This is a genomic window from Nocardia sp. NPDC055321, from assembly GCF_053645575.1.
Genome location: NZ_JBSHMS010000016.1, coordinates 165,778 through 184,203 on the forward strand (window position 1 = coordinate 165,778; position 18,426 = coordinate 184,203).

Below are 18,426 nucleotides of genomic sequence, written 5' to 3' on the forward strand. Positions count from 1 at the left end.
ACGCCCTTCGGATAGTCGCCGTGCGGGTCCCGCCGTGTCGGCGGCCCGCGTCCGGCACGCGGTAATCCCGGGGCAAATCTACTAGCCGCGCGCGGCGGTTCCGGCCCGCACGGAGCGACGCGACAAAGAATCATGTTCTCAATTTTGGAGAATTAGATATCGCTTCGGGGCCGTACTGGCCATATGATCGAACGATGCGGACTCGGGAACCCCAACCCGCCTGGATGCGGAGGTCGGTCGACCGCTCGCTGCACACCGCCCGCCAACGCGCCGGACAGCGCGCGAACCGGTTTCTCGACGCCGCGCAGGCCGCCATCACCGAGAAGGGCAGCACCGACATCACCGTGCTGGACGTGGTCGAGCGCGCGGGGCAGTCACTCACCAGCTTCTACACCCGCTTCAACGGCAAACATGAACTGCTGCTCGCCCTGTACGAGGAAACCCTGGATCGAACGGTCGAGCAGATCCGCGCGGCCACCGCCAATTACGACGATCCGATCGCCAGACTGCGCATCGCCGTGGAGTTGCTCTTCCAGCTGTGCCGCCCCGATCCCGGCACCTACCGGCCGTTGTTCACCGAGTTCGCCCCGCAGCTGCTGCGCGCGGACCCGGCCGCCGTGCGCAAGGCGCACGCCTCGCATTTCGCGCTGTTCACCGAACTGCTCACCGACGCGGAGCATTCGGGTCTGCTCGCACCCGGCGCGAATCCCCGCCGGCTGGCCGCGATCACCATGCAGGCGATCATGTACGTCGCGCGGCCCACCGCGGCCGACGACACCGACCCGATCTCGTCCGAGGACGTCTGGCGCTTCTGCTCCGCGGGGTTGATCGGCGATCGCGAACGACCTACGCCCTGAGGCGAATTCGCCCCGTACGACCGCAGCCGGCCGTGCGTTCCGATTCGGCACGCGGAATCGGCTGCCCGCCCGGATCAGTCGCAGCCGAGCGGACTCAGATCCGCGACGATCGGCGGCCAGGAGGACATTCCGCTGCACAGCACTTCGGTCGCGTCGACCCGGCAGCCCTCGGGGTCCATACCCAGACCCGCGGCGGTCAGCGCCTGCGCCTTGAACACGCGCGCGGCGGCGCTGAGCCGGTGCAGGACCGGATCCACCGGATACTCCGCGCTGACCGGCCAGCCCGCGCCCCAGCCGACCACCTGAATACCGCCGTCCGCCAGCGCGAGTCGCAGGCCTTCGCCGGTTCGGGCATCGCGGGCGATGACATCTGCGGCGATGGCGATGGCGTGCGGCTGCCGTCCGGACCCACCCGAGTCCAGCACCGCCTTCAGATCGAGCACCTCCGCGCCCAGGATTCGCATCGGGCGGTCGTCGTCGGCCGGCTCGTCCACCAGCACGCTCACCTCCCACCCGGCCGAGGCGCGGTCGAAGAGCCAGCCGCCGGCGTGTTCGACCACGTCGGCGATGTTGGCCGCCACCACGTCCAGGCGATAGCGGATGTTTCCCCATTCGAATCGCGAGCGGGCGCCGATGATCCGGGAATCACGTACACCGGCACGCTGTGATGGGTCGAATGAGCGAGCGTCCATGATTCCGACGATAACACCATTCTTGCTGTTGGGAACCATGAAATCGAACCTCGCTAGATGATCATGATGTACATGCCTCTCCAAAAATGATAACGTCATTCTCGCATCCATGAACGACTCCTTGGAGGATCCAGATGTCGGCTCCGACCAGCAGCGCTTCCCTGTATCCGCCGGGCGGCTTCGGCCCGCCCAAGGATCGGCGCGGTCACGCCGCGGGCACCCTCGGCCTGCCCGCGGGCACCGAGGTGTTCTCCGCCGACAATCACATCTCGCTGGCGCACGACATCTTCTTCGAGCGGTTCCCCACCGAGCTCAAGGACAAGGCGCCTCGCGTCTGGTACGAGGACGGCGCCTACCAGCTGGGCCGCAAGGGAAAGTCCTTCCTGCCCGGCGATTTCAGCCACGTCCTGATGCAGTACGACCCCCTGGCCGGCTCGGGCAGCGCCGATCTGAGCGCGCGCATCGCCGATCTGCGGGCGGACGGCATCGCCAAGGAACTCGCCTTCCCGAACGCGCTGCTGGCCCTGCTCTTCTACCCGGACAAAGAGATTCGCGAGCTGTGCTTCCGGATCTACAACGCCTACATCGCCGAGCTGCAGGAACAGTCCGGCGGCTGCTTCTACGGCGTCGGGCTGATCAACTGGTGGGACGGCGAGGGCGCCCGTCGCACCCTGGCCGAGCTGAAATCCTTGGGGCTCAAGACATTCCTGCTGCCGCTGTCCGCCGGCAAGGACGATGACGGCAAGATCATCGACTACGGCGGATCCGCGATGATCCCGGTGTGGGAGGCCATCGAGGAATCCGGGGTCCCGGTCTCGCACCACATCGGCGAATCTCCGCTGTCGGCGCCCTGCGAGGTCAACAGCGTCGCGGTCGGCATGATGCACAACGTCGCGCCGTTCCGGGAACTGTTCTCCAAGTACATCTTCAGCGGCATCCTCGACCGTCACCCCGGCCTCAGCGTGGGCTGGTTCGAGGGCGGGGTGAACTGGGTGCCCGCCGCGCTCCAGGATGCCGAGCACATGCTCGCCTCCTTCCAGCACATGCTCGACCGCCCGGTCGAACACGACGTGCGGTACTACTGGCGCAATCACATGCGCGCCTCGTTCATGGTCGATCCGCTGGGGCTGTCGCTGATCGATCAGATCGGCGTGGACCGGGTGATGTGGTCCTCGGACTACCCCCACAACGAGAGCACGTTCGGCTACTCGGAGAAGTCCCTGGCGGCGGTGGTCGAGGCGGTGGGCCCGGCCGACGCCGCGCGGATCGTCAGCACCAACATCGCCGAGTTCCTGGGCCTGTGAATCCGAATCCCGGTGAAAGCGACTGAACTTCGATGACATCATTCCTGTCCCCCGGGCTCTCGACCTTCGAGATACCCGAGCTGCCCGACCGCGCGCGGATGCGCCGCGAGACCGGGGCCCGGCTGCGCGCGTCCATGGCCGCGCAGGGCGTCGACGTGCTGGTGCTGCTCAACAACAGCAGCGTCGCCTACGCGACCGGGGCGAACTGGCCCCTCGGTGACGCCGGGCTCGCGCACGTGGAGCGGCCCGTGGCCGTGGTGGTGGCCGGTGATCCCTGGCCGCACCTGTTCCTGCCGTTCCGCGAGGGCACCGCCGGTGAGTCCGAGCTGCCCGCGGACCACCTGCACGGTCCGGTGTATCTCGAATTCGACGAGGGCGTGAAGCTTTTCGCTCGGCAGCTGGCCGAGATCCGGCCCGCGGGGGCGACCGTCGCGGTCGACGAGTGCACCGGCGCCATGCTGCGCGCACAGGCCGAGCTGTTCCCCGCAGGTCCCCCGGTGGATGCGGCCACGGTGGTCGGCCCGGCCAAGCTGATCAAGACCCCCGACGAGATCTCCTGCATTCGCACCGCCTGCCGCATCACCGAACAGGCGATCGTGGACGTGCAGGCGGCGGCGGTGCCCGGGCGCAGGCAGATCGATCTCTCGGCGCAATTCATCCGGCGCGCTTTCGAACTCGGCGCGGGCGCCACCATGCTGGACGCGATCTGGCAGGTGATGCCCGAGACCAAGGCCGCCGGGGTGTGGACCACGCACGGCGACCTGGCGCTGCCGCTGCTGACCACCGAACGCGAGCTGGCCGCAGGCGACGTGCTGTGGACCGATGTCAGCATCACCTACGGCGGCTACTGTTCGGACTTCGGGCGCACCTGGCTGGTAGGGGACACCCCGAATGCCCGCCAGCGCAGCCAGTTCCGGCGCTGGCGCGACATCTTGACCGCGGTGCTGGACGTCACCAAGGCCGGCGCCACCGCGGCGGATCTGGCCCGGGCGGCCATCGCGGCCAACGACGGCAACAAACCGTGGCTGCCGCACTTCTATCTGGGCCACGGCATCGGCGTCAGCGCCGCGGAGATGCCCATGATCGGCACCGATCTGGGCGCGGACTACGACGAGAACTTCGTTTTCGAACCCGGCATGGTGCTGGTGCTCGAACCGGTCGTCTGGGAGGACGGCACGGGCGGGTACCGCAGTGAGGAAATCATCGTGATCACCGAGGACGGCTGGACCGCACTCACCGACTACCCCTACGCGCCCTATGAGAACTGAGATCCTGCCCGACGAACGGGCATTGCGACACGGACGACGCGCCCGCGCACTCGAACAGATGCGCGCGCACGACCTCGACGTACTGGTGCTCGGACGACAGGGCAACGCCCGCTACGTCGCGGGAGCGCCGCAGCTGTGGGTCGCCGGCACCCGGCCGTTCGGCCCGGTGGCCACGCTGGTGCGCGACAGCGGCGCGGTGCATCTGCTGAGCACCTGGGACGAGGGTGTGCCCGAGGACATTCCGCACGAGAACCTGTACGGGCTCGCCTGGAATCCGATGAACCTGATCGAGGTGCTGCGCGGCATCGGCGGCGCGGACCGCGCGCGCCGGGTCGGCACCGACGCGCTCTCGCCCACCTTCGCGAAGCTGCTGCCGCTGGCCTTCCCGAACGCCGAACTCGTCGACGGCGAGATCGCGATGCGGGCCGCGCGGCGCATCAAGACACCGGAGGAGATCGCGACACTCGATGCGGCGCTGCGCGTCGCGCAACTCGGGCTGGAGAACGCCCGTGCGCGGCTGGTTCCCGGCGTCACCGAGCAGGAGGTGACCGGTGTCCTGCTCGAGGCCATGACCGCGGGCGGCATCAGCACCCCGGCGGCCCAGGATTCGGTGTGGGTGACCTCGCGGACGCATCCGTGGCGGCGGCGCGACGCCGACCGCCGGGCCCACACCGGGGACCTGGTCGCCGTCTCGGCCAGTGTGCTCGGTGACGGCTACATCGGCGAGGTGGGCCGCACGTACCCGGTCGGGGATGCCGGGCACGACGGCGCACGGGCGCTGTACCGTCGCTGGGACGCACTGTGGGGCAGGCTGTTCGAGGCGTGCCGCCCGGGTGCGAGCACCACCGGGCTGCTCACCGCCTACGAGACGGCGGGCGAGCCGCTGCCGCCCATGCCGGTCGCGCGCGGGCTCGGGATGGGTTTCGATCCGCCGGTGGTCTCGGCGCATCTGCCCGAGACCGCGGCGGCCGAGGTCCTCGAGCCCGGCATGGTGCTGGCGGTGACCGGCTACGTGTGGGATGCGGGCGTGGGTGCGGTCTTCGGGCGGGACGCGGTCCTGATCACCGACGACGGAGCGCGAGTGCTGACCGACGCACCGCACTGGCCGCACTCCTAGCGCGAGGAAGTTCGAACCCGGCCGTCGTACACCGGCGGCCGGGATCACGCGGCGGCTGACGCTGCCGGTCGCACCGTTCCGGGCCGGCGACCGCCCGAGACGGTTCCGACCCCGATCACGGTGAGAGACAATGGCATCCAATCGATCCGGACGCGGTTCCGCCCCGCTGACGCCGCTGCACGGGTGGCGGGTGGCCGATCTGTCCAGTGGCATCGCGGGCGGGTACTGCACGAAGCTGCTCGCCGATGGCGGTGCGGACGTTGTGAAACTCGAAGCACCGCAGGGTGACTCACTGCGCTACTGGACCGCGTCGCACACCCCGCTCGCCCCGGGCCGGGACGGCGCGCTGTTCGCGTTCCTGGCCGGCGCCAAGCACAGCGTGGTCGCCGATCCGGCACTCGACGCCGATCTGGCGCTGGTGGACGGGATCCTCGCCGCCTCGCAGGCCGTGGTCTGGACGCCGGGTTCGGTGCTGGCCGAGCATCCGTTCCTGTCGCCCAACGAGATTCGGCGCAGGCATCCGCACCTGGTGGTCACCGCCATCACCCCGTTCGGACTCGAGGGTCCGTGGGCGGGGCGGGCGGCCACCGAGTTCACCCTGCAGGCCTGGTCCGGGGGAATCATCGGGCTCGGTCGCGGAGCACCGGACGAGCCGCCCGTGCACGTGGGCGGGCGGATCGGGGAATGGTTCGCGGGCGCGTACGCCTCGGCCGCAACCCTGACCGCGCGCTGGCGCACGCTGGGCACGCGGGCCGGGGAACTGTGCGACGTATCGATGCTCGAGACGCAGATTCTGGGGCTGACCTATTACCCGGTGTCGTTCCACGAGGGGCTGGGGCGGCCGTTCCGGACGCAACGGCGACTCAGCGTGCCGGGCGTGGCCGGGGCCGAGGACGGCATGGTGGCCGTGGGGTGCGGGACCGCGCAGCAGTGGTTCGACCTGTGCGCGATGGTCGGTCATCCGGAGTGGATCGACGAAGGCTTGGACGCCGGCATCACCGAAACCGCCGGCCGCAAGGCGCCGGAGATCATGGCATGGATGGCGGCGCATCCGGTGTCGGTGATCAGCGATCTGGCGACGGCGTTCCGCATACCGAGCGGGCCGATCGCGCACGGCGCCAACGCGCCCGAGCTGGATCAGCACGCGGATCGCGGATCGTTCACCACCAATCCACGCGACGGCTTCCGCCAGCCCGGACAGCCGTATCGCACCACGCCGGAGCTGCTGCGCGCGCCCGAACCCGCGCCCCGGCTCGGGGAGCACACCGCGCACTATCGGTCGGCGAGCGTGCCCGGCGAGCCCAACGGCCGGGCCGCGGGCGGACGCGAACCCGATCCGCTCCCGTTCCGGGGGCTGCGGGTGCTGGATCTGACCACGTTCTGGGCCGGGCCCTCGTGCACCCACTACCTGGCGATGCTGGGCGCGGAGGTCGTGCACGTGGAATCCGCGCAGCGGCCCGACGGCACCCGCCTCGTCGCGGGTGTTCCACTGTCCGAGGATCAGTGGTGGGAGCGGTCGCCGATCTTCACCGGCCTGAACACCAACAAGCGGGGACTGACGCTCGACTTCCGGTCCGATCAGGGCCGAGAGATCCTGCGCCGCTTGGTCGCTCGTTCCGACGTGATCGTCGAGAACTACACACCCAGGGTCCTGGAACAATTCGGGCTCGACTACGCGGAGGTGCGTGCGCTGCGTGCGGACGCGATCATGGTCCGCATGCCCGGCTTCGGGCTGACCGGTCCGTGGCGGGACAACCCGGCCTTCGCCTACGTCATCGAGGACACCTCGGGCCTGACCTGGCTGACGGGGCACCGCGATCGAAATCCGGTGGAGCCCTACTCGATCGGTGATCCGAACGCGGGCGTGCACGCCCTCAACGCGCTGCTGCTCGCGCTCGAGCATCGCCGGAAGACCGGTTCCGGCGTCCTGATCGAGGCGGCGATGGTCGAGGCCGCCTTGAACGTCGCCGCCGAACAGGTCATCGAATACTCCGCCTACGGGGCGCTTCTGGAGCGCGCGGGCAATCGCGGTCCGGCCGCGGCCCCGCAGAACCTCTACCGCGCGGCGGGCGCGGACGAGTTCGGGCGCAAGGACTGCTGGATCGCGCTCGCCGTGGAAACCGACGACCACTGGGACAAACTCGTCACCGCCCTGGGCAATCCCACCTGGGCACGCGCGCCCGGCCTGGCCACGGCGGCGGGCCGCCGCCGCGAACACGACCTCATCGACACCCGGCTGGCCGCCTGGTGCGCCCGCCACGACAGCGATGCCATCGTCCGAATCCTCTGGGACGCGGGGGTTCCCGCGGCGAAGGTGATGCAGCCGCACCGGCAGACCGAGATCCCGCAGCTCGAGGCCCGCCGCTTCTTCGAACCCGTCCCCCACCCCGTCCTGCCGACCGCTCGCCACAGCACCCTGCCCGTGCACTTCACCCACGGCCCCGGCACGTTCCATCGCTCCCCCGCACCGCTGCTCGGCCAGCACAACACCGAGATCCTCACGGCATTGGGCTTCGGCGCCGCGGACATAGACGCGCTGATCGCGCGCGGGGTCGTCGGCGGCACCCCCGAGGTCGTCAAGGCGGCCACCGCCTGAGACGGGGTTGCCCGGCCATTGCCATAGATGCGCGCGCAGGCGTTCATGAGGGTAGCCTGACCTGGCTTTTGATGCCTTTCGATTGGGTCTAGCCTGGGGCACAGCACCGAAAACCCTTCAACCACCTGAAGGAGTGTCATGACCACCATGGAAATGCCGCACGTTGCCGAGTGCACAGTCAGCAACTGTTCCTACAACCACGACGGTTGCCACGCGTACGCGATCAACGTCTCCGGCCACAACGGCACGGCCGACTGCGGCACCTTCATCCCCCTGACGATCAAAGGCGGCCTGGACCGGGTCACCAGCATGGTCGGCGCCTGCCAGCGCGCCGATTGCACCCACAATCGCGACCTCGAGTGCACCGCGACCGACATCCACGTCGGCCCCGGATCCGGCGCCGATACGGCCCGCTGCCTGACCTACAGCGCCCGCTGACCGGACCGACGACGACTACGAGCCGGCCGGCCTGTCGGTCGGCGGGTCCATCCGCGTCACTTGCGGTGTCCCCTCCCAGCCACAGGGGACACCGCAACCGGGCGTAGTCGTTGTCTCGACGGAGCCATCCCGGAACGTGCGGATGGTGGCCAGCGCCCGAGCCGGATACCCACACCACGGACACTTGTCGAAGTAGTCGAGGACATCGGTAACCGAAACGCTGATCGGATCCGCCGGACCGTTGCGTGGTTGCCGGAAGAACGACGGCCGCGCCGGCTCGATGTCCCACTCGCGCAGGATGACATCTCGACTGCGCGGCGGCCCGCCATGAGCAGAGACTCTCATCGCCGTACTTCCTTCCGATCACCACGGATCATGCCGATGCGGGACGCGACCGACCACATCGTTTCGGTTCCGCTCCGGACATATTTACTGTAATAGATACCGTATTGATCATCAACCGATCGCGCGCTCCACCGTCCCCACACCGATGACCGCTTGACGATCACGTCAAACATGGTGCGATGCCGACCACCGACAAGCGATCAGTGCGGTGAAATACCGTCTGACTACCTAGTCAGATACGATGTCCTGATGCCAGTGGCCGATGATCATGCCGTCGATGTCGCGGCGGCCGCGCGGCCGAGCCGAGCCGACCGCACACGAGCGGCGATATTGGACGCGACACGGACCCTGTTCCTCGAACGCGGATACGCGGGAACGACCGTGAACGCGATCACCGAGGCCTGCGGCATCTCGCGGGCGGGTTTCTACACGTACTTCAAGGACAAGCGCGAGGTGTTCCGGCTGCTGGGCGACCGCGCGTACCGGGATCTGCGCGCGGTGCTGGCGCTCTGGGAGGACTTCCCCGATCCGCTTCGAAACGACGATGTCCGCGCCTTCGTGCGGGCGTACTTCGACTACATGGATCGGCACGGCGCGTTCGCCATGTCGGCCATGTTGTCGGCGCCCGATGACGAGGAATTCCGGCGGGGCAACAACCGCATGCAGACGCGGATCGCCTGGATATTGGGACAGGCCCTGGGTTCCGGTGCCGACGACCACTCACCGGAGGTCCTCGGCACCGCCGCCTTCGGCCTGCTCGACCGCTGCTGGCATACCGCGCGCACCCAGACCGTCGCGGTCGACGAGGCCGAGATGATCGCCGTCGTATCCGACACGCTGTTCCGAATGAGCACGCCGCGCCCGTCGTAGCGACCGCGCCCCACGGGATCCCACCCGTCCGATCGCGGTGCGCCAATGCCACACGACAGCCAGCGATCATGCATATACTGTATTCATTACAGTAATAAAGTGTGACCATGTTTCCCGCTTCGACGGCGCAGTGCGGCGAGCTGGTGCACAGCCCCGCCCCGGACGACGCGGCGCGGGGTTGCCGTGCCCCGAGCCGCCTCTCCACGCCGTCCGGGGCACGGCCACGAAAGGATCACCGTGACAAGCAAACTCGCACCGCTCACCGAGAACACCCGGGGGGTGCGCACCGTCGATGAGACCGGGCCCGGCATCATCGCGACCTCCGCCGACCGGCGGGATCCGGGACATCCCGGCGGTTCGAACTCGCCGGGCGCACGATGACCAGGCGGCGCGGCGTGGAGACGCGACGCCGGCGCAGACGCGAGCGCGGCTCGCTCAATCCCGAGGACATCATCGACGGCGCGTTCGAGCTCGCGGAACGCGTATCCATCGACGGACTGAGCATGCCGCTGCTGGGCAGGCACCTCGACGTCGGGGTGACGAGCATCTACTGGTATTTCCGGAAGAAGGACGACCTGCTCAACGCCATGACGGACCGGGCGCTGCGCCGCTACGTCTACGCGGCGCCGTTCCCCGCGGTCGACCCGAACGACTGGCACGAGTCACTGGCACGCCTGGCGCGCACCATGCGGAGTACTTTCCTGAGCAATCCGCTGCTGTGCGACCTGATCCTGATCCGCTCCGCGCTCAGCCAGGACGCGGCCAGGCTGGGAGCCGAACAGGTGGAGCGCACGGTCGCCAGCCTCGTTCAGGCCGGGCTCTCGATCGACAACGCCATCGACATCTACTCGGCCGTGAACCTGCATGTCCAAGGATCCGTTGTGCTGCAACGACTCCACGACAGGAACCAGGAACTCAGCGAAGCGAGCGCCTACTACGACGTGATTCGCATCGATCCCGTCACGACGCCGTTGCTCTCGGCGGCGATGGCCGACGGACGGCAGTCCGGCGCGCCGGATGAGAAGAACTTCGAGCGGGGACTGCAGTGCATCCTCGACCGGGCGACACAGCTGATCGAACGCTAGGACGGTGTCCCGGCCACTCGGCCGGGACACCCCGTGTCCCCGATCAGCCGATCACTGTGCCGCAGAACGGGTTACCGTCCGCGGGCACGAACGCGGCGCCCCGCAAGGTCACGAAGTAGGCGCACAGGTCGTCGTACTCCGTCGTGTTCATGTTCAACGGCTTGGGCAGGAGACCACCCGCCGTCCACGTCGCGTCCGAGCGCAGGGTGGACATGAACTCCGCCCGGGTCGCATCACACCCCGCCAATTCCAGACCGTGCAGCAGTAGGTCGGCCGACATCCAGCCGTAGATGTTCGAAAAGCTGGGAATGCCGGCGGAATTGCCCGCGTACTGCTTCAGCGCCTCGGAAAACGCTGTGCCGGCGGGTGAATTCGACTCCACCGGAGCGATGCCGCCGACGACCAGGAAGCTGACGCCCTGGCCGGCCTCGACGGCGGGGGCGGACTGTAGGAGGTCCGAACCGTAACCGGTGGCCGTGAGAACGACCTTCAGGGGGTAGCCCGCTTGCCGCAGGCCCGTGACGACCGCGAACGCGGTATCCGGGTTGAGTGCCATGGCTACCGAATCGGCCCCGGACGCCATGATGCCGAGCACGATCGCGCCGACGTCGGTGTTGCCGAACGGGACGCTGTCGATGAGATATCCCCGCTGCAGGCCGCCGGCCTCGGCCGCGTCCATCCACGAGCGGATCGACTGCTGCGAGCTGGGACTGTTGTACGCCACCGCCGCCAGCTTGGTCGCACCCCGCGACTTCAGGTAAGCCGGGATGGTCGAGTACCGGTCGTCGTAGTTCTGAATTTGACTGGAGGCGAACAGATTCGTCTCCGGCGCCCGCAACCACTCGGGCGCTCCGTCGAAGGCGCCGCCGAGCACCGGCGTGTCCTTCCCCTGGGTCGTCACCCATCGTGACGCGCCGTAGAACAGCGGGCTCGCCGTGATGAGCGCGTAGACCCCGTCCTGCTGGATGAGCTTCTGCGCTCCGGTCAGCGCCCCTTGCGCGGTGGACTGGTCGTCCACCGGCACCACCTCGAAGCCTCGGCTCGCGCACGCGCCGCCCGCGGCCTCGTAGGCCCGGAACCGAGCCTGTGCGCCGGGCACGGCACCGGTGTACGCGGAGGCCGCCGGTCCGCTCAACGCGGTGAGCAGCCCGATCTTCAGTGGCCCGGTTCCACCGCCGCCATCGCGGTCGCTGCCGCACGCCGCCGCCACCATGACCGCCGCACACAGCAGGGCGATCACCGAACTTCTGCCGCGCAACGCAACTCGCTTACCTGGACGCATCTCTCTCGACCTTCTCCATGAGCCGCCGCATGCGGATCCGCGCCTGTGCGACGAGGCGTGATTGACACGCTTCCGAACTCTGACCGATACTTCCTGAGCATCGTACTGTGTTACTTACTGTTAGATAAACAATTCGTGTGCGACCGGTACTGCGCCGAATGTCTGGAGTCGATTTGCTCTCGTACGCCCTCGCCGGCCTGAGCCTTGGGGCCGTATACGCCATAGCAGCGGGATCACTGGTGATCACCTACGTCTCGTCGGGCATCTTCAATCTGGCGTTCGCGGCGATGGCCTTCACCGTCGCCCGGTTCTACTACTTCCTGGACACCGAACAGGGCTGGGGCATCGTCCCGGCGGCATCGTTGTCGCTCCTGGTGTTCGCCCCGGCGCTGGGCATGGCGCTGTACGCCGTGCTCTTCCGGCACCTGCGCCAGCGCTCGCCGGTGGTGACATTGATGGTGACCGTGGGGCTTTCGGTCGCGCTGCCGCCGCTGGTCACACTCGTGCTGGGCGGGCTCGTCAACGTCACCGCACCCGGGCTGGCACCCCGCCCCCTGGCCATCGTGCACATATTCGGCGCCGTCCTCAACGCCGACCAGCTCGTCACCTATATCGGGCTCGCCGTGGTCCTGATCATCGGCGTGAGCGTCCTGCGGTTCACCGACGCCGGGCTCCGGGTGCGCGCGCTCGTCGACTCGGAGGCGCTGACCGCGCTGAGCGGCACCTCCCCGGGACGAGTAGCCCTGGGCGTGTGGGCCGCGAGCGCGACTCTCGCCGGGCTGGCAGGCATTCTGATCGCCCCGACCTCCGGCCTGTCCGTGGAGGGAATGACCTACATGATGTCCGCGGCCTTCGCCGCGGTCGTCGCGGCGCGGCTGCGCAGCCTGCCGGTCGCGATCGTCGTCGCGCTCCTGATGGGCGTCGTCACGCTGGTGACCCAGCGCTACCTCGACGCCTCGAGTCAGTTCACCGCGGCGGTGGTGGCGAGCGTGCCGTTCGCGTTCATGCTGGTGTTCCTGCTGTTCTACGCGCTGCGCGGGCAGACGGGCGACACCCGGCCGGGGACCGCGCTCGACCGCGCCATCCGCCCACAGGGCGGTGATCCGTCGATACCGCGGGCCGCGATCGACTCGGGCACTTCGCGATTCGAACCCGCCGTTGTGGGTGCGGTCGCCACCGTCGTGGTGGTGGCCGCGCTGCCCGCTGTGCTCGACACCTACTGGACCGGCCTGCTCGGGTCCGGAATCGCCCTGGCGATCGCACTGCTGTCCTACACCCTGGTCACCGGCGAGGGCGGCATGGTGTGGTTGAGCCAGATCACCTTCGCGGGGGCCGGCGCGGTGCTGGCCGCCGAGCTCGTCGGCCGAGCGGGGTGGTCCCCACTCGCGGCGGTGAGCATCGGATCGCTGGCGATCGTACCCGCCGGGGTTCTCATCGGCCTGCTCACCATCCGGCTCGGCAATCTCTACGTCGCGCTCGTCACGCTCACCTTCGGATCGCTGGTCCAGACGCTGATTCTGACCCGGGATCCGTTCTACAACTTCGGATCCGGTCAACCGATGGACCGCCCGGAATTCGCCGAGAGCAACGTCGACTTCGTATATCTCGCCCTGGCGGCGTTCCTCATCCTCGCCCTGTTCATCGTCAACGTGCGCCGGTCGACGCTCGGACTGGCCATGAGCGCTGTCCGCTGGAGCGAGAACGGCTCGCGCACGGTAGGAATCAGCATCGTGCAGACGAAGGTCCTGGTCGCGGGTCTCGCCACGTACGTGGCCGCGGTCGGGGGCGGCTTCATCGCGATGAGCGCGCAGTCCACCCTCCCGGACTCCTTTCATCCCTCGGCCGGGCTCGTCTGGCTCGCCGTGCTGGTGACGATGGGCGCGCGTTCGGTCATCGCGGCGTTGCTCGCCGGAATCGTGTTCTTCCTCATGCCGGCACTGTTCTCGACGTACGCGCCCGCCGACTTCAGCGATGTTCCGGTCATCCTCTTCGGTCTCGGCGCGGTGGGCCTGGCACTGCACCCCGAGGGAGTCGTGGCGCAGGCCGGCCGAACTGCGATCCGAGTTGTGTTGCGCCGCAACAGCACTGCCGCCGATCGCCCGCCGGGACGAACAGGTGAGGGCACATCCGCCGGTGCGGCCACCGAGGTCTCGACCGGAGGTCCCGCGTGAGAACTACGACATCCGTTGCGTCGGAACACAGTTCACCCGCCGCTGTGCCACGCTTGGCCGCGCGGGGGATCACCGTCCGCTTCGGCGGCCTGGTCGCGCTCGACGACGTCGACATCGCCGTTCCGGCACGTTCGATCATCGGCCTCGTCGGCCCCAACGGCGCGGGCAAGAGCACCCTGTTCGCGGTGCTCTCCGGCCTGCTCGCGCCGAGCGCGGGCACGGTGTCGATGAACGGCCGCGATATCACCCGGACATCACCCCGGACGCGAGCGAAACACGGCCTGGCCCGGACGTTCCAGCATCCCGAGCTCTTTTCGTCGCTGACGGTGCGCGAACACGTCGTACTCGCCTACCGGATGAAACACGCCGGGCGGCGGATCTGGACGGATCTGATGACCGGACGGGGATTGTTCCGGGCGCCGGCGGCGGAGAACCGTCGAGTCGACGAACTGCTCGATTCGCTGCACCTGGGCCGGGTCGCGCACCTGCCCGCGGCGGGACTTCCCCTGGGGACGGCTCGGCTCGTCGAAGTCGCTCGCGCACTGGCGACAGACCCAGAGGTACTGCTGCTCGACGAACCGTCGTCGGGGCTCGATGTCCGTGAGAGCGACGAGTTGTCCACGACCCTACGGCGGTTGACGACCGACCACGGGGTGTCGCTCCTGCTCATCGAACACGATGTGGAACTGGTCTTCGGGATGTGCGATCACGTCCACGTGCTCGACTTCGGCGCCGAGATCGCCGCCGGGGCACCCGCGGCCGTGCGCACCGACCCGGCGGTGCGCACGGCCTATCTCGGCGCGCCGATCGCTACCGGCGAAGCCCACCGCCACGCCACCGACATCCCGGGAGACCCCGCATGAACGCGACCGACGCGGTACTGGAAGTCCACGACCTGTGCGTCCGATACGGCTCGTCACAGGCGTTGTGCGACATCACTTTCGATGTGGCGCCGAACAGCGCACTGGCCGTTCTCGGGGCGAACGGCGCCGGCAAGAGCACCCTGGCCCGGGCGCTGTCCGGCCTGGTCCCGGCCTACCGCGGCACGGTGCGCTTCGACGGCGAGGACATCACGCGCCGCTCGGCGTCCGACATTCGGCGATCCGGCCTGGTGCACCTGCCGGAGGGCCGCGGCGTGTTCCCGAGCTTGACGGTCCTGGACAACCTGCGAATGGCGCTGATCACCGGCGAGCACGGCCGCACCGAGGCGCTGAGCCGTGCGTTCGACATCTTCCCGGTGCTCGGTGAACGCCGGGGGCAACAGGCGGGCACGCTGTCCGGCGGCGAGCAGCAGATGCTCTCCCTCGCCCGTGCACTCATGGTGTCGCCCCGGCTGATCGTCGCGGACGAGATGTCACTCGGTCTCGCCCCGAAGATGGTCGACATGGTCTTCGACAGCCTCGGTCGGGCGCGCGCCACCGGCGTATCGGTGGTGATGATCGAGCAATTCGCGCGGCGGGCACTCGATTTCGCCGATCACTGCGTAATCCTGCAGCGCGGCAACCTGTCCTGGTCGGGCCCCGCCGATCAGGCCGGCGACGAGCTGCTGCACCGCTATCTCGGTGCGGCCCGCTCGTAGAGCGACTTCACCTCCGCCACGCGCACCTTCCACGCCGCGTTGCGCGGCAGGGCGCCGACGATGGTGATCGCCACCGGAATGTGGTGGCTCGGCAGCGATTCCCGCACCAGCGCGAGCAGTTCGGACTCGGCCGGAACCACGGCGCCGCGCCGGAGTTCCACCGCGGCGAAGGGCACCTCGCCCAGGAGGGGCTCGGGCACACCGACCACACACGCGTCGAGGATCGCGGGATGCGCGAGCAGTGCGTGCCGCACGGTTTCGGGCAGTATCTTGAACCCGCCGCGGTTGATCGCCCCGTCTCCCCTGCCGTGAATCGTGATGAAGCCGTCGGCGTCGATCGAGGCGAGGTCGGTGGTGCGACCCCACCCCGGCCCGAGGACCGCCACCCGGGCTTCGAGGAAGCCCCGCGTGCCGACCTCGACCTCGGCGCCGGTATCCGGATCGACCACCCGAACCTGAACGCCGGGAAGCGGTTTGCCGACCGAGCCGGGCTTGTCCGCACCGAACCGCCGGTGCAGATCCGGAGTCCACGCGCACACCGAACCCGCGAACTCGGTGGCGCCATACCCCCACAGCAGCGGAATGCCGTAGCGCCCTTCGAATTCCGCGCGCAGTTCGGGCTCCAGCGGACCGGAACCGCCCGGAAGATACTCCAGCGAGGCCAGATCCGCGGGCGGCACATCGGCGTCGAGCAGCATCCGCAGGATCGCGGGCTGCACGCCGGTCCGCTTGATCCCGTAGGACTTCACCGCCCGCACCCATGCCTCGACGCCGAATTTCTCCAGTAGCACCATGCGTTTGCCGAGAAACGGACCGGCGAGCAGCTGACAGATGCCGATGCTGCCGAACGGCCAGTACACCAACTCCGGTGGATCCTCGGGCGTGGCCGGCAGCCCGCCGGTCATGCTGTGCACGGTGTGCGCGAGCGCGGCCATCGGGATCGCGACACGCTTCGGCGGGCCGGTGGTCCCGCTGGTGAGGATGTGCAGGCCGGGCAGGTCGGACGCCGGATCCGGGGGCGGCGTTCCGCCGCCGGCGCGAGGCACGCGAACCTCGGTGCGGGATGCTGTCGGCGAGAGGGAGATTCCGGCACTGCCCGCGCGCGAGCACGCCGCGACCACCGGGCCGGTCCAATCGGAGCCCTCGGCGATGACCGCGCTCAGGCGCAGTTCCTCTATATCGCGGGCGATCGACCCGGCGGACTGATACGAGTTGATCATCGCGAGCGGCCGGCCGGCAGCGATGGATCCGAGTATCGCCGCGGCGTGCGGCACCCGGTTGCGCACGACGAGCCCGACACGCTCGGCGGGCCCGACACCGGCTTCGGCCAGGGTCCGGGTCAGCGCTCGCATGCGTTGCAGCAGTTCGTCACCGCTGTACCACCGCTGTTCGAACTCCAGGCACGGCCGGTCGCCGTACTCGGTCAGCTTGGCCGCGAGCGCCGCGGCGAATCCGATCGCGGAATCCGCCGTCGCATCCTCGTCGGACGAGGTCATCTGGGTCGACATCGGCCTCATCATAACAGTTACCGCTAGTATTACAGTAGGGCTCTACAACATCCCATCGCACCGCACGACGACGCCGGCGTACGAGCCGGACGACAGGAGGCCCGGTCATGAGCACACACGCCGGAGAAGACACCGTCAGTGCCGAGGATTTCGACGAGATCCTCACGCAAACCAGGAAGTTCGTCCGGAATGTGGTACTCGACCGCGAGCGGGACATCGCCGACGACAACCGGATCCCGGACGAGATCGTCGACCGGGCGAAAGCCATGGGCCTGTACGGGTACGCGATCCCCAGCGAATGGGGCGGACTCGGCCTGAATCTCGCACAGGATGTGGAACTGGCGATGGAGTTCGGGTACACCACACTGGCGCTGCGCTCGCTGTTCGGTACGAACAACGGCATCGCCGGGCAGGTGCTGGTCGGATACGGCACCGACGAGCAGAAGAAGCGCTGGCTCGAGCCCATCGCCTCGGGCGAAGTCGTCGCGTCGTTCGCGCTCACCGAGTCCGGGGCGGGCTCGAACCCCGCGTCGCTGCGCACCACCGCGGCACGTTCGGGCGAGAGCTGGATCATCAACGGCGAAAAGCGATTCATCACCAATGCCCCGCTGGCCGATCTCTTCGTCGTCTTCGCCCGTACGCGGCCCGCCGACTCCGCCGGCGCGGGCATCGCGGTCTTCCTCGTACCCGCCACCACGCCCGGAATCACGGTGGGCCCCAAGGACAGGAAGATGGGCCAGGAGGGTGCGGTAACCGCCGAAGTGCGGTTCGACAACGTCACGGTCGGCGACGACACCCTGGTCGGCGGCAGCGAGGACATCGGATACCGCGCGGCCATGACTTCCCTCGCGCGTGGGCGTGTGCATATCGCCGCGCTGGCGGTCGGGGCCGCACAGCGCGCACTCGACGAATCCGTCGCATACGCCGCCACCGCCACGCAGGGTGGCACCCCCATAGGCGACTTCCAGCTGGTGCAGGCCATGCTCGCCGACATGCAGACCGGCGTCATGACCGGCCGGGCGCTCGTGCGCGATGCGGCGCGGTGCTGGGTCTCGGGCGAGGATCGCCGAGTCGCGCCGTCGGTCGCCAAGCTCTATTGCACCGAAATGGTCGGCACGGTGGCCGATCTCGCGGTCCAGGTGCACGGCGGGACCGGCTACATGCGCGATGTTCCGGTCGAACGCATCTACCGGGACGTCCGGCTGTTGCGACTCTACGAAGGCACCAGCGAGATTCAGCGTTTGATCATCGGCGGCGGCCTGGTCAAGAACGCGCGGCGAAACCCGTTGCCGTCCCGCTGAATTCCGGATGGGC

16 protein-coding genes are annotated in these 18,426 nt (G+C 68.6%); 13 read left to right on the forward strand and 3 right to left on the reverse strand.

Annotation, left to right across the window (positions count from 1 at the left end):
- The first annotated feature begins 194 nt into the window (after positions 1–194).
- A complete protein-coding gene (locus ACWIGI_RS25715) occupies positions 195–857 on the forward strand; it encodes a TetR/AcrR family transcriptional regulator (protein WP_454205010.1) in 663 nt (220 codons plus the stop codon).
- 74 nt (positions 858–931) lie between these two features.
- On the opposite strand, the gene ACWIGI_RS25720 is transcribed toward ACWIGI_RS25715, so the two are convergent.
- Positions 932–1,549 (reverse strand): hypothetical protein, encoded by a 618-nt coding sequence (locus ACWIGI_RS25720; protein WP_454205011.1) that lies wholly within the window; start codon positions 1,547–1,549, stop codon positions 932–934.
- A gap of 134 nt (positions 1,550–1,683) precedes the next feature.
- Here ACWIGI_RS25720 and ACWIGI_RS25725 point away from each other — a divergent pair, with 134 nt between their 5' ends.
- The 8 genes from ACWIGI_RS25725 to ACWIGI_RS25760 all read left to right on the forward strand — a co-directional run bounded on the left by ACWIGI_RS25725 (position 1,684) and on the right by ACWIGI_RS25760 (position 10,572).
- Complete coding sequence (locus ACWIGI_RS25725) at positions 1,684–2,853, forward strand: amidohydrolase family protein (protein WP_454205012.1); 1,170 nt, start codon at positions 1,684–1,686, stop codon at positions 2,851–2,853.
- 32 nt (positions 2,854–2,885) lie between these two features.
- Positions 2,886–4,121: a M24 family metallopeptidase gene (locus tag ACWIGI_RS25730; protein ID WP_454205013.1), complete on the forward strand. Its 1,236-nt coding sequence runs from the start codon at positions 2,886–2,888 to the stop codon at positions 4,119–4,121.
- Positions 4,111–5,238 (forward strand): M24 family metallopeptidase, encoded by a 1,128-nt coding sequence (locus ACWIGI_RS25735; protein ID WP_454205014.1) that lies wholly within the window; start codon positions 4,111–4,113, stop codon positions 5,236–5,238. Before ACWIGI_RS25730 ends, ACWIGI_RS25735 begins: the two co-directional genes overlap by 11 nt.
- 130 nt (positions 5,239–5,368) lie before the next feature.
- Positions 5,369–7,834 carry a CoA transferase gene (locus ACWIGI_RS25740; RefSeq protein WP_454205015.1) on the forward strand — a complete coding sequence of 822 codons (2,466 nt, stop codon included), beginning with the start codon at positions 5,369–5,371 and terminating at the stop codon, positions 7,832–7,834.
- Positions 7,835–7,972: 138 nt separating this feature from the next.
- Positions 7,973–8,272, forward strand: a complete 300-nt coding sequence (locus ACWIGI_RS25745; protein ID WP_454205016.1) for a DUF1540 domain-containing protein — start codon at positions 7,973–7,975, stop codon at positions 8,270–8,272.
- Between the two features lie 594 nt (positions 8,273–8,866).
- Entirely contained in the window at positions 8,867–9,487 is a 621-nt protein-coding gene (locus ACWIGI_RS25750) for a TetR/AcrR family transcriptional regulator (protein ID WP_454205017.1), read from the forward strand.
- A gap of 237 nt (positions 9,488–9,724) precedes the next feature.
- A complete protein-coding gene (locus tag ACWIGI_RS25755) occupies positions 9,725–9,868 on the forward strand; it encodes a hypothetical protein (protein WP_454205018.1) in 144 nt (47 codons plus the stop codon).
- The gene (locus tag ACWIGI_RS25760) at positions 9,865–10,572 is read left to right on the forward strand and encodes a TetR/AcrR family transcriptional regulator (protein WP_454205019.1); all 708 of its coding nucleotides are present in this window, start codon (positions 9,865–9,867) and stop codon (positions 10,570–10,572) included. The genes ACWIGI_RS25755 and ACWIGI_RS25760 overlap by 4 nt, the downstream gene beginning before the upstream one ends.
- 43 nt (positions 10,573–10,615) lie before the next feature.
- On the opposite strand, the gene ACWIGI_RS25765 is transcribed toward ACWIGI_RS25760, so the two are convergent.
- Positions 10,616–11,854 (reverse strand): ABC transporter substrate-binding protein, encoded by a 1,239-nt coding sequence (locus ACWIGI_RS25765; protein WP_454205020.1) that lies wholly within the window; start codon positions 11,852–11,854, stop codon positions 10,616–10,618.
- A 158-nt stretch (positions 11,855–12,012) separates the two neighbouring features.
- Here ACWIGI_RS25765 and ACWIGI_RS25770 point away from each other — a divergent pair, with 158 nt between their 5' ends.
- From ACWIGI_RS25770 to ACWIGI_RS25780, 3 genes are read left to right on the forward strand one after another with little or no spacing between them, the layout of a single operon-like run.
- Entirely contained in the window at positions 12,013–14,025 is a 2,013-nt protein-coding gene (locus ACWIGI_RS25770; RefSeq protein ID WP_454205021.1) for an ABC transporter permease, read from the forward strand.
- 44 nt (positions 14,026–14,069) lie between these two features.
- Complete coding sequence (locus ACWIGI_RS25775; protein ID WP_454205022.1) at positions 14,070–14,888, forward strand: ABC transporter ATP-binding protein; 819 nt, start codon at positions 14,070–14,072, stop codon at positions 14,886–14,888.
- The gene (locus ACWIGI_RS25780; protein ID WP_454205023.1) at positions 14,885–15,604 is read left to right on the forward strand and encodes an ABC transporter ATP-binding protein; all 720 of its coding nucleotides are present in this window, start codon (positions 14,885–14,887) and stop codon (positions 15,602–15,604) included. The genes ACWIGI_RS25775 and ACWIGI_RS25780 overlap by 4 nt, the downstream gene beginning before the upstream one ends.
- On the opposite strand, the gene ACWIGI_RS25785 is transcribed toward ACWIGI_RS25780, so the two are convergent.
- The gene (locus tag ACWIGI_RS25785; protein WP_454205024.1) at positions 15,580–17,112 is read right to left on the reverse strand and encodes a class I adenylate-forming enzyme family protein; all 1,533 of its coding nucleotides are present in this window, start codon (positions 17,110–17,112) and stop codon (positions 15,580–15,582) included. The two genes, ACWIGI_RS25780 and ACWIGI_RS25785, sit on opposite strands and share 25 nt — an antisense overlap.
- Before the next feature lie 107 nt (positions 17,113–17,219).
- On the opposite strand from ACWIGI_RS25785, the gene ACWIGI_RS25790 reads away from it, so the two are divergent.
- A complete protein-coding gene (locus tag ACWIGI_RS25790; RefSeq protein WP_454205025.1) occupies positions 17,220–18,413 on the forward strand; it encodes an acyl-CoA dehydrogenase family protein in 1,194 nt (397 codons plus the stop codon).
- Positions 18,414–18,426 lie beyond the last annotated feature (13 nt).

Coding starts and splice junctions, on each gene's coding strand:
- ACWIGI_RS25715 (WP_454205010.1), top strand. CDS start 195: ATGCGGACTCGGGAACCCCAACCCGCCTGGATGCGGAGGTCGGTCGAC.
- ACWIGI_RS25720 (WP_454205011.1), bottom strand. CDS start 1,549: ATGGACGCTCGCTCATTCGACCCATCACAGCGTGCCGGTGTACGTGAT.
- ACWIGI_RS25725 (WP_454205012.1), top strand. CDS start 1,684: ATGTCGGCTCCGACCAGCAGCGCTTCCCTGTATCCGCCGGGCGGCTTC.
- ACWIGI_RS25730 (WP_454205013.1), top strand. CDS start 2,886: ATGACATCATTCCTGTCCCCCGGGCTCTCGACCTTCGAGATACCCGAG.
- ACWIGI_RS25735 (WP_454205014.1), top strand. CDS start 4,111: ATGAGAACTGAGATCCTGCCCGACGAACGGGCATTGCGACACGGACGA.
- ACWIGI_RS25740 (WP_454205015.1), top strand. CDS start 5,369: ATGGCATCCAATCGATCCGGACGCGGTTCCGCCCCGCTGACGCCGCTG.
- ACWIGI_RS25745 (WP_454205016.1), top strand. CDS start 7,973: ATGACCACCATGGAAATGCCGCACGTTGCCGAGTGCACAGTCAGCAAC.
- ACWIGI_RS25750 (WP_454205017.1), top strand. CDS start 8,867: ATGCCAGTGGCCGATGATCATGCCGTCGATGTCGCGGCGGCCGCGCGG.
- ACWIGI_RS25760 (WP_454205019.1), top strand. CDS start 9,865: ATGACCAGGCGGCGCGGCGTGGAGACGCGACGCCGGCGCAGACGCGAG.
- ACWIGI_RS25765 (WP_454205020.1), bottom strand. CDS start 11,854: ATGCGTCCAGGTAAGCGAGTTGCGTTGCGCGGCAGAAGTTCGGTGATC.
- ACWIGI_RS25770 (WP_454205021.1), top strand. CDS start 12,013: ATGTCTGGAGTCGATTTGCTCTCGTACGCCCTCGCCGGCCTGAGCCTT.
- ACWIGI_RS25780 (WP_454205023.1), top strand. CDS start 14,885: ATGAACGCGACCGACGCGGTACTGGAAGTCCACGACCTGTGCGTCCGA.
- ACWIGI_RS25785 (WP_454205024.1), bottom strand. CDS start 17,112: ATGTCGACCCAGATGACCTCGTCCGACGAGGATGCGACGGCGGATTCC.
- ACWIGI_RS25790 (WP_454205025.1), top strand. CDS start 17,220: ATGAGCACACACGCCGGAGAAGACACCGTCAGTGCCGAGGATTTCGAC.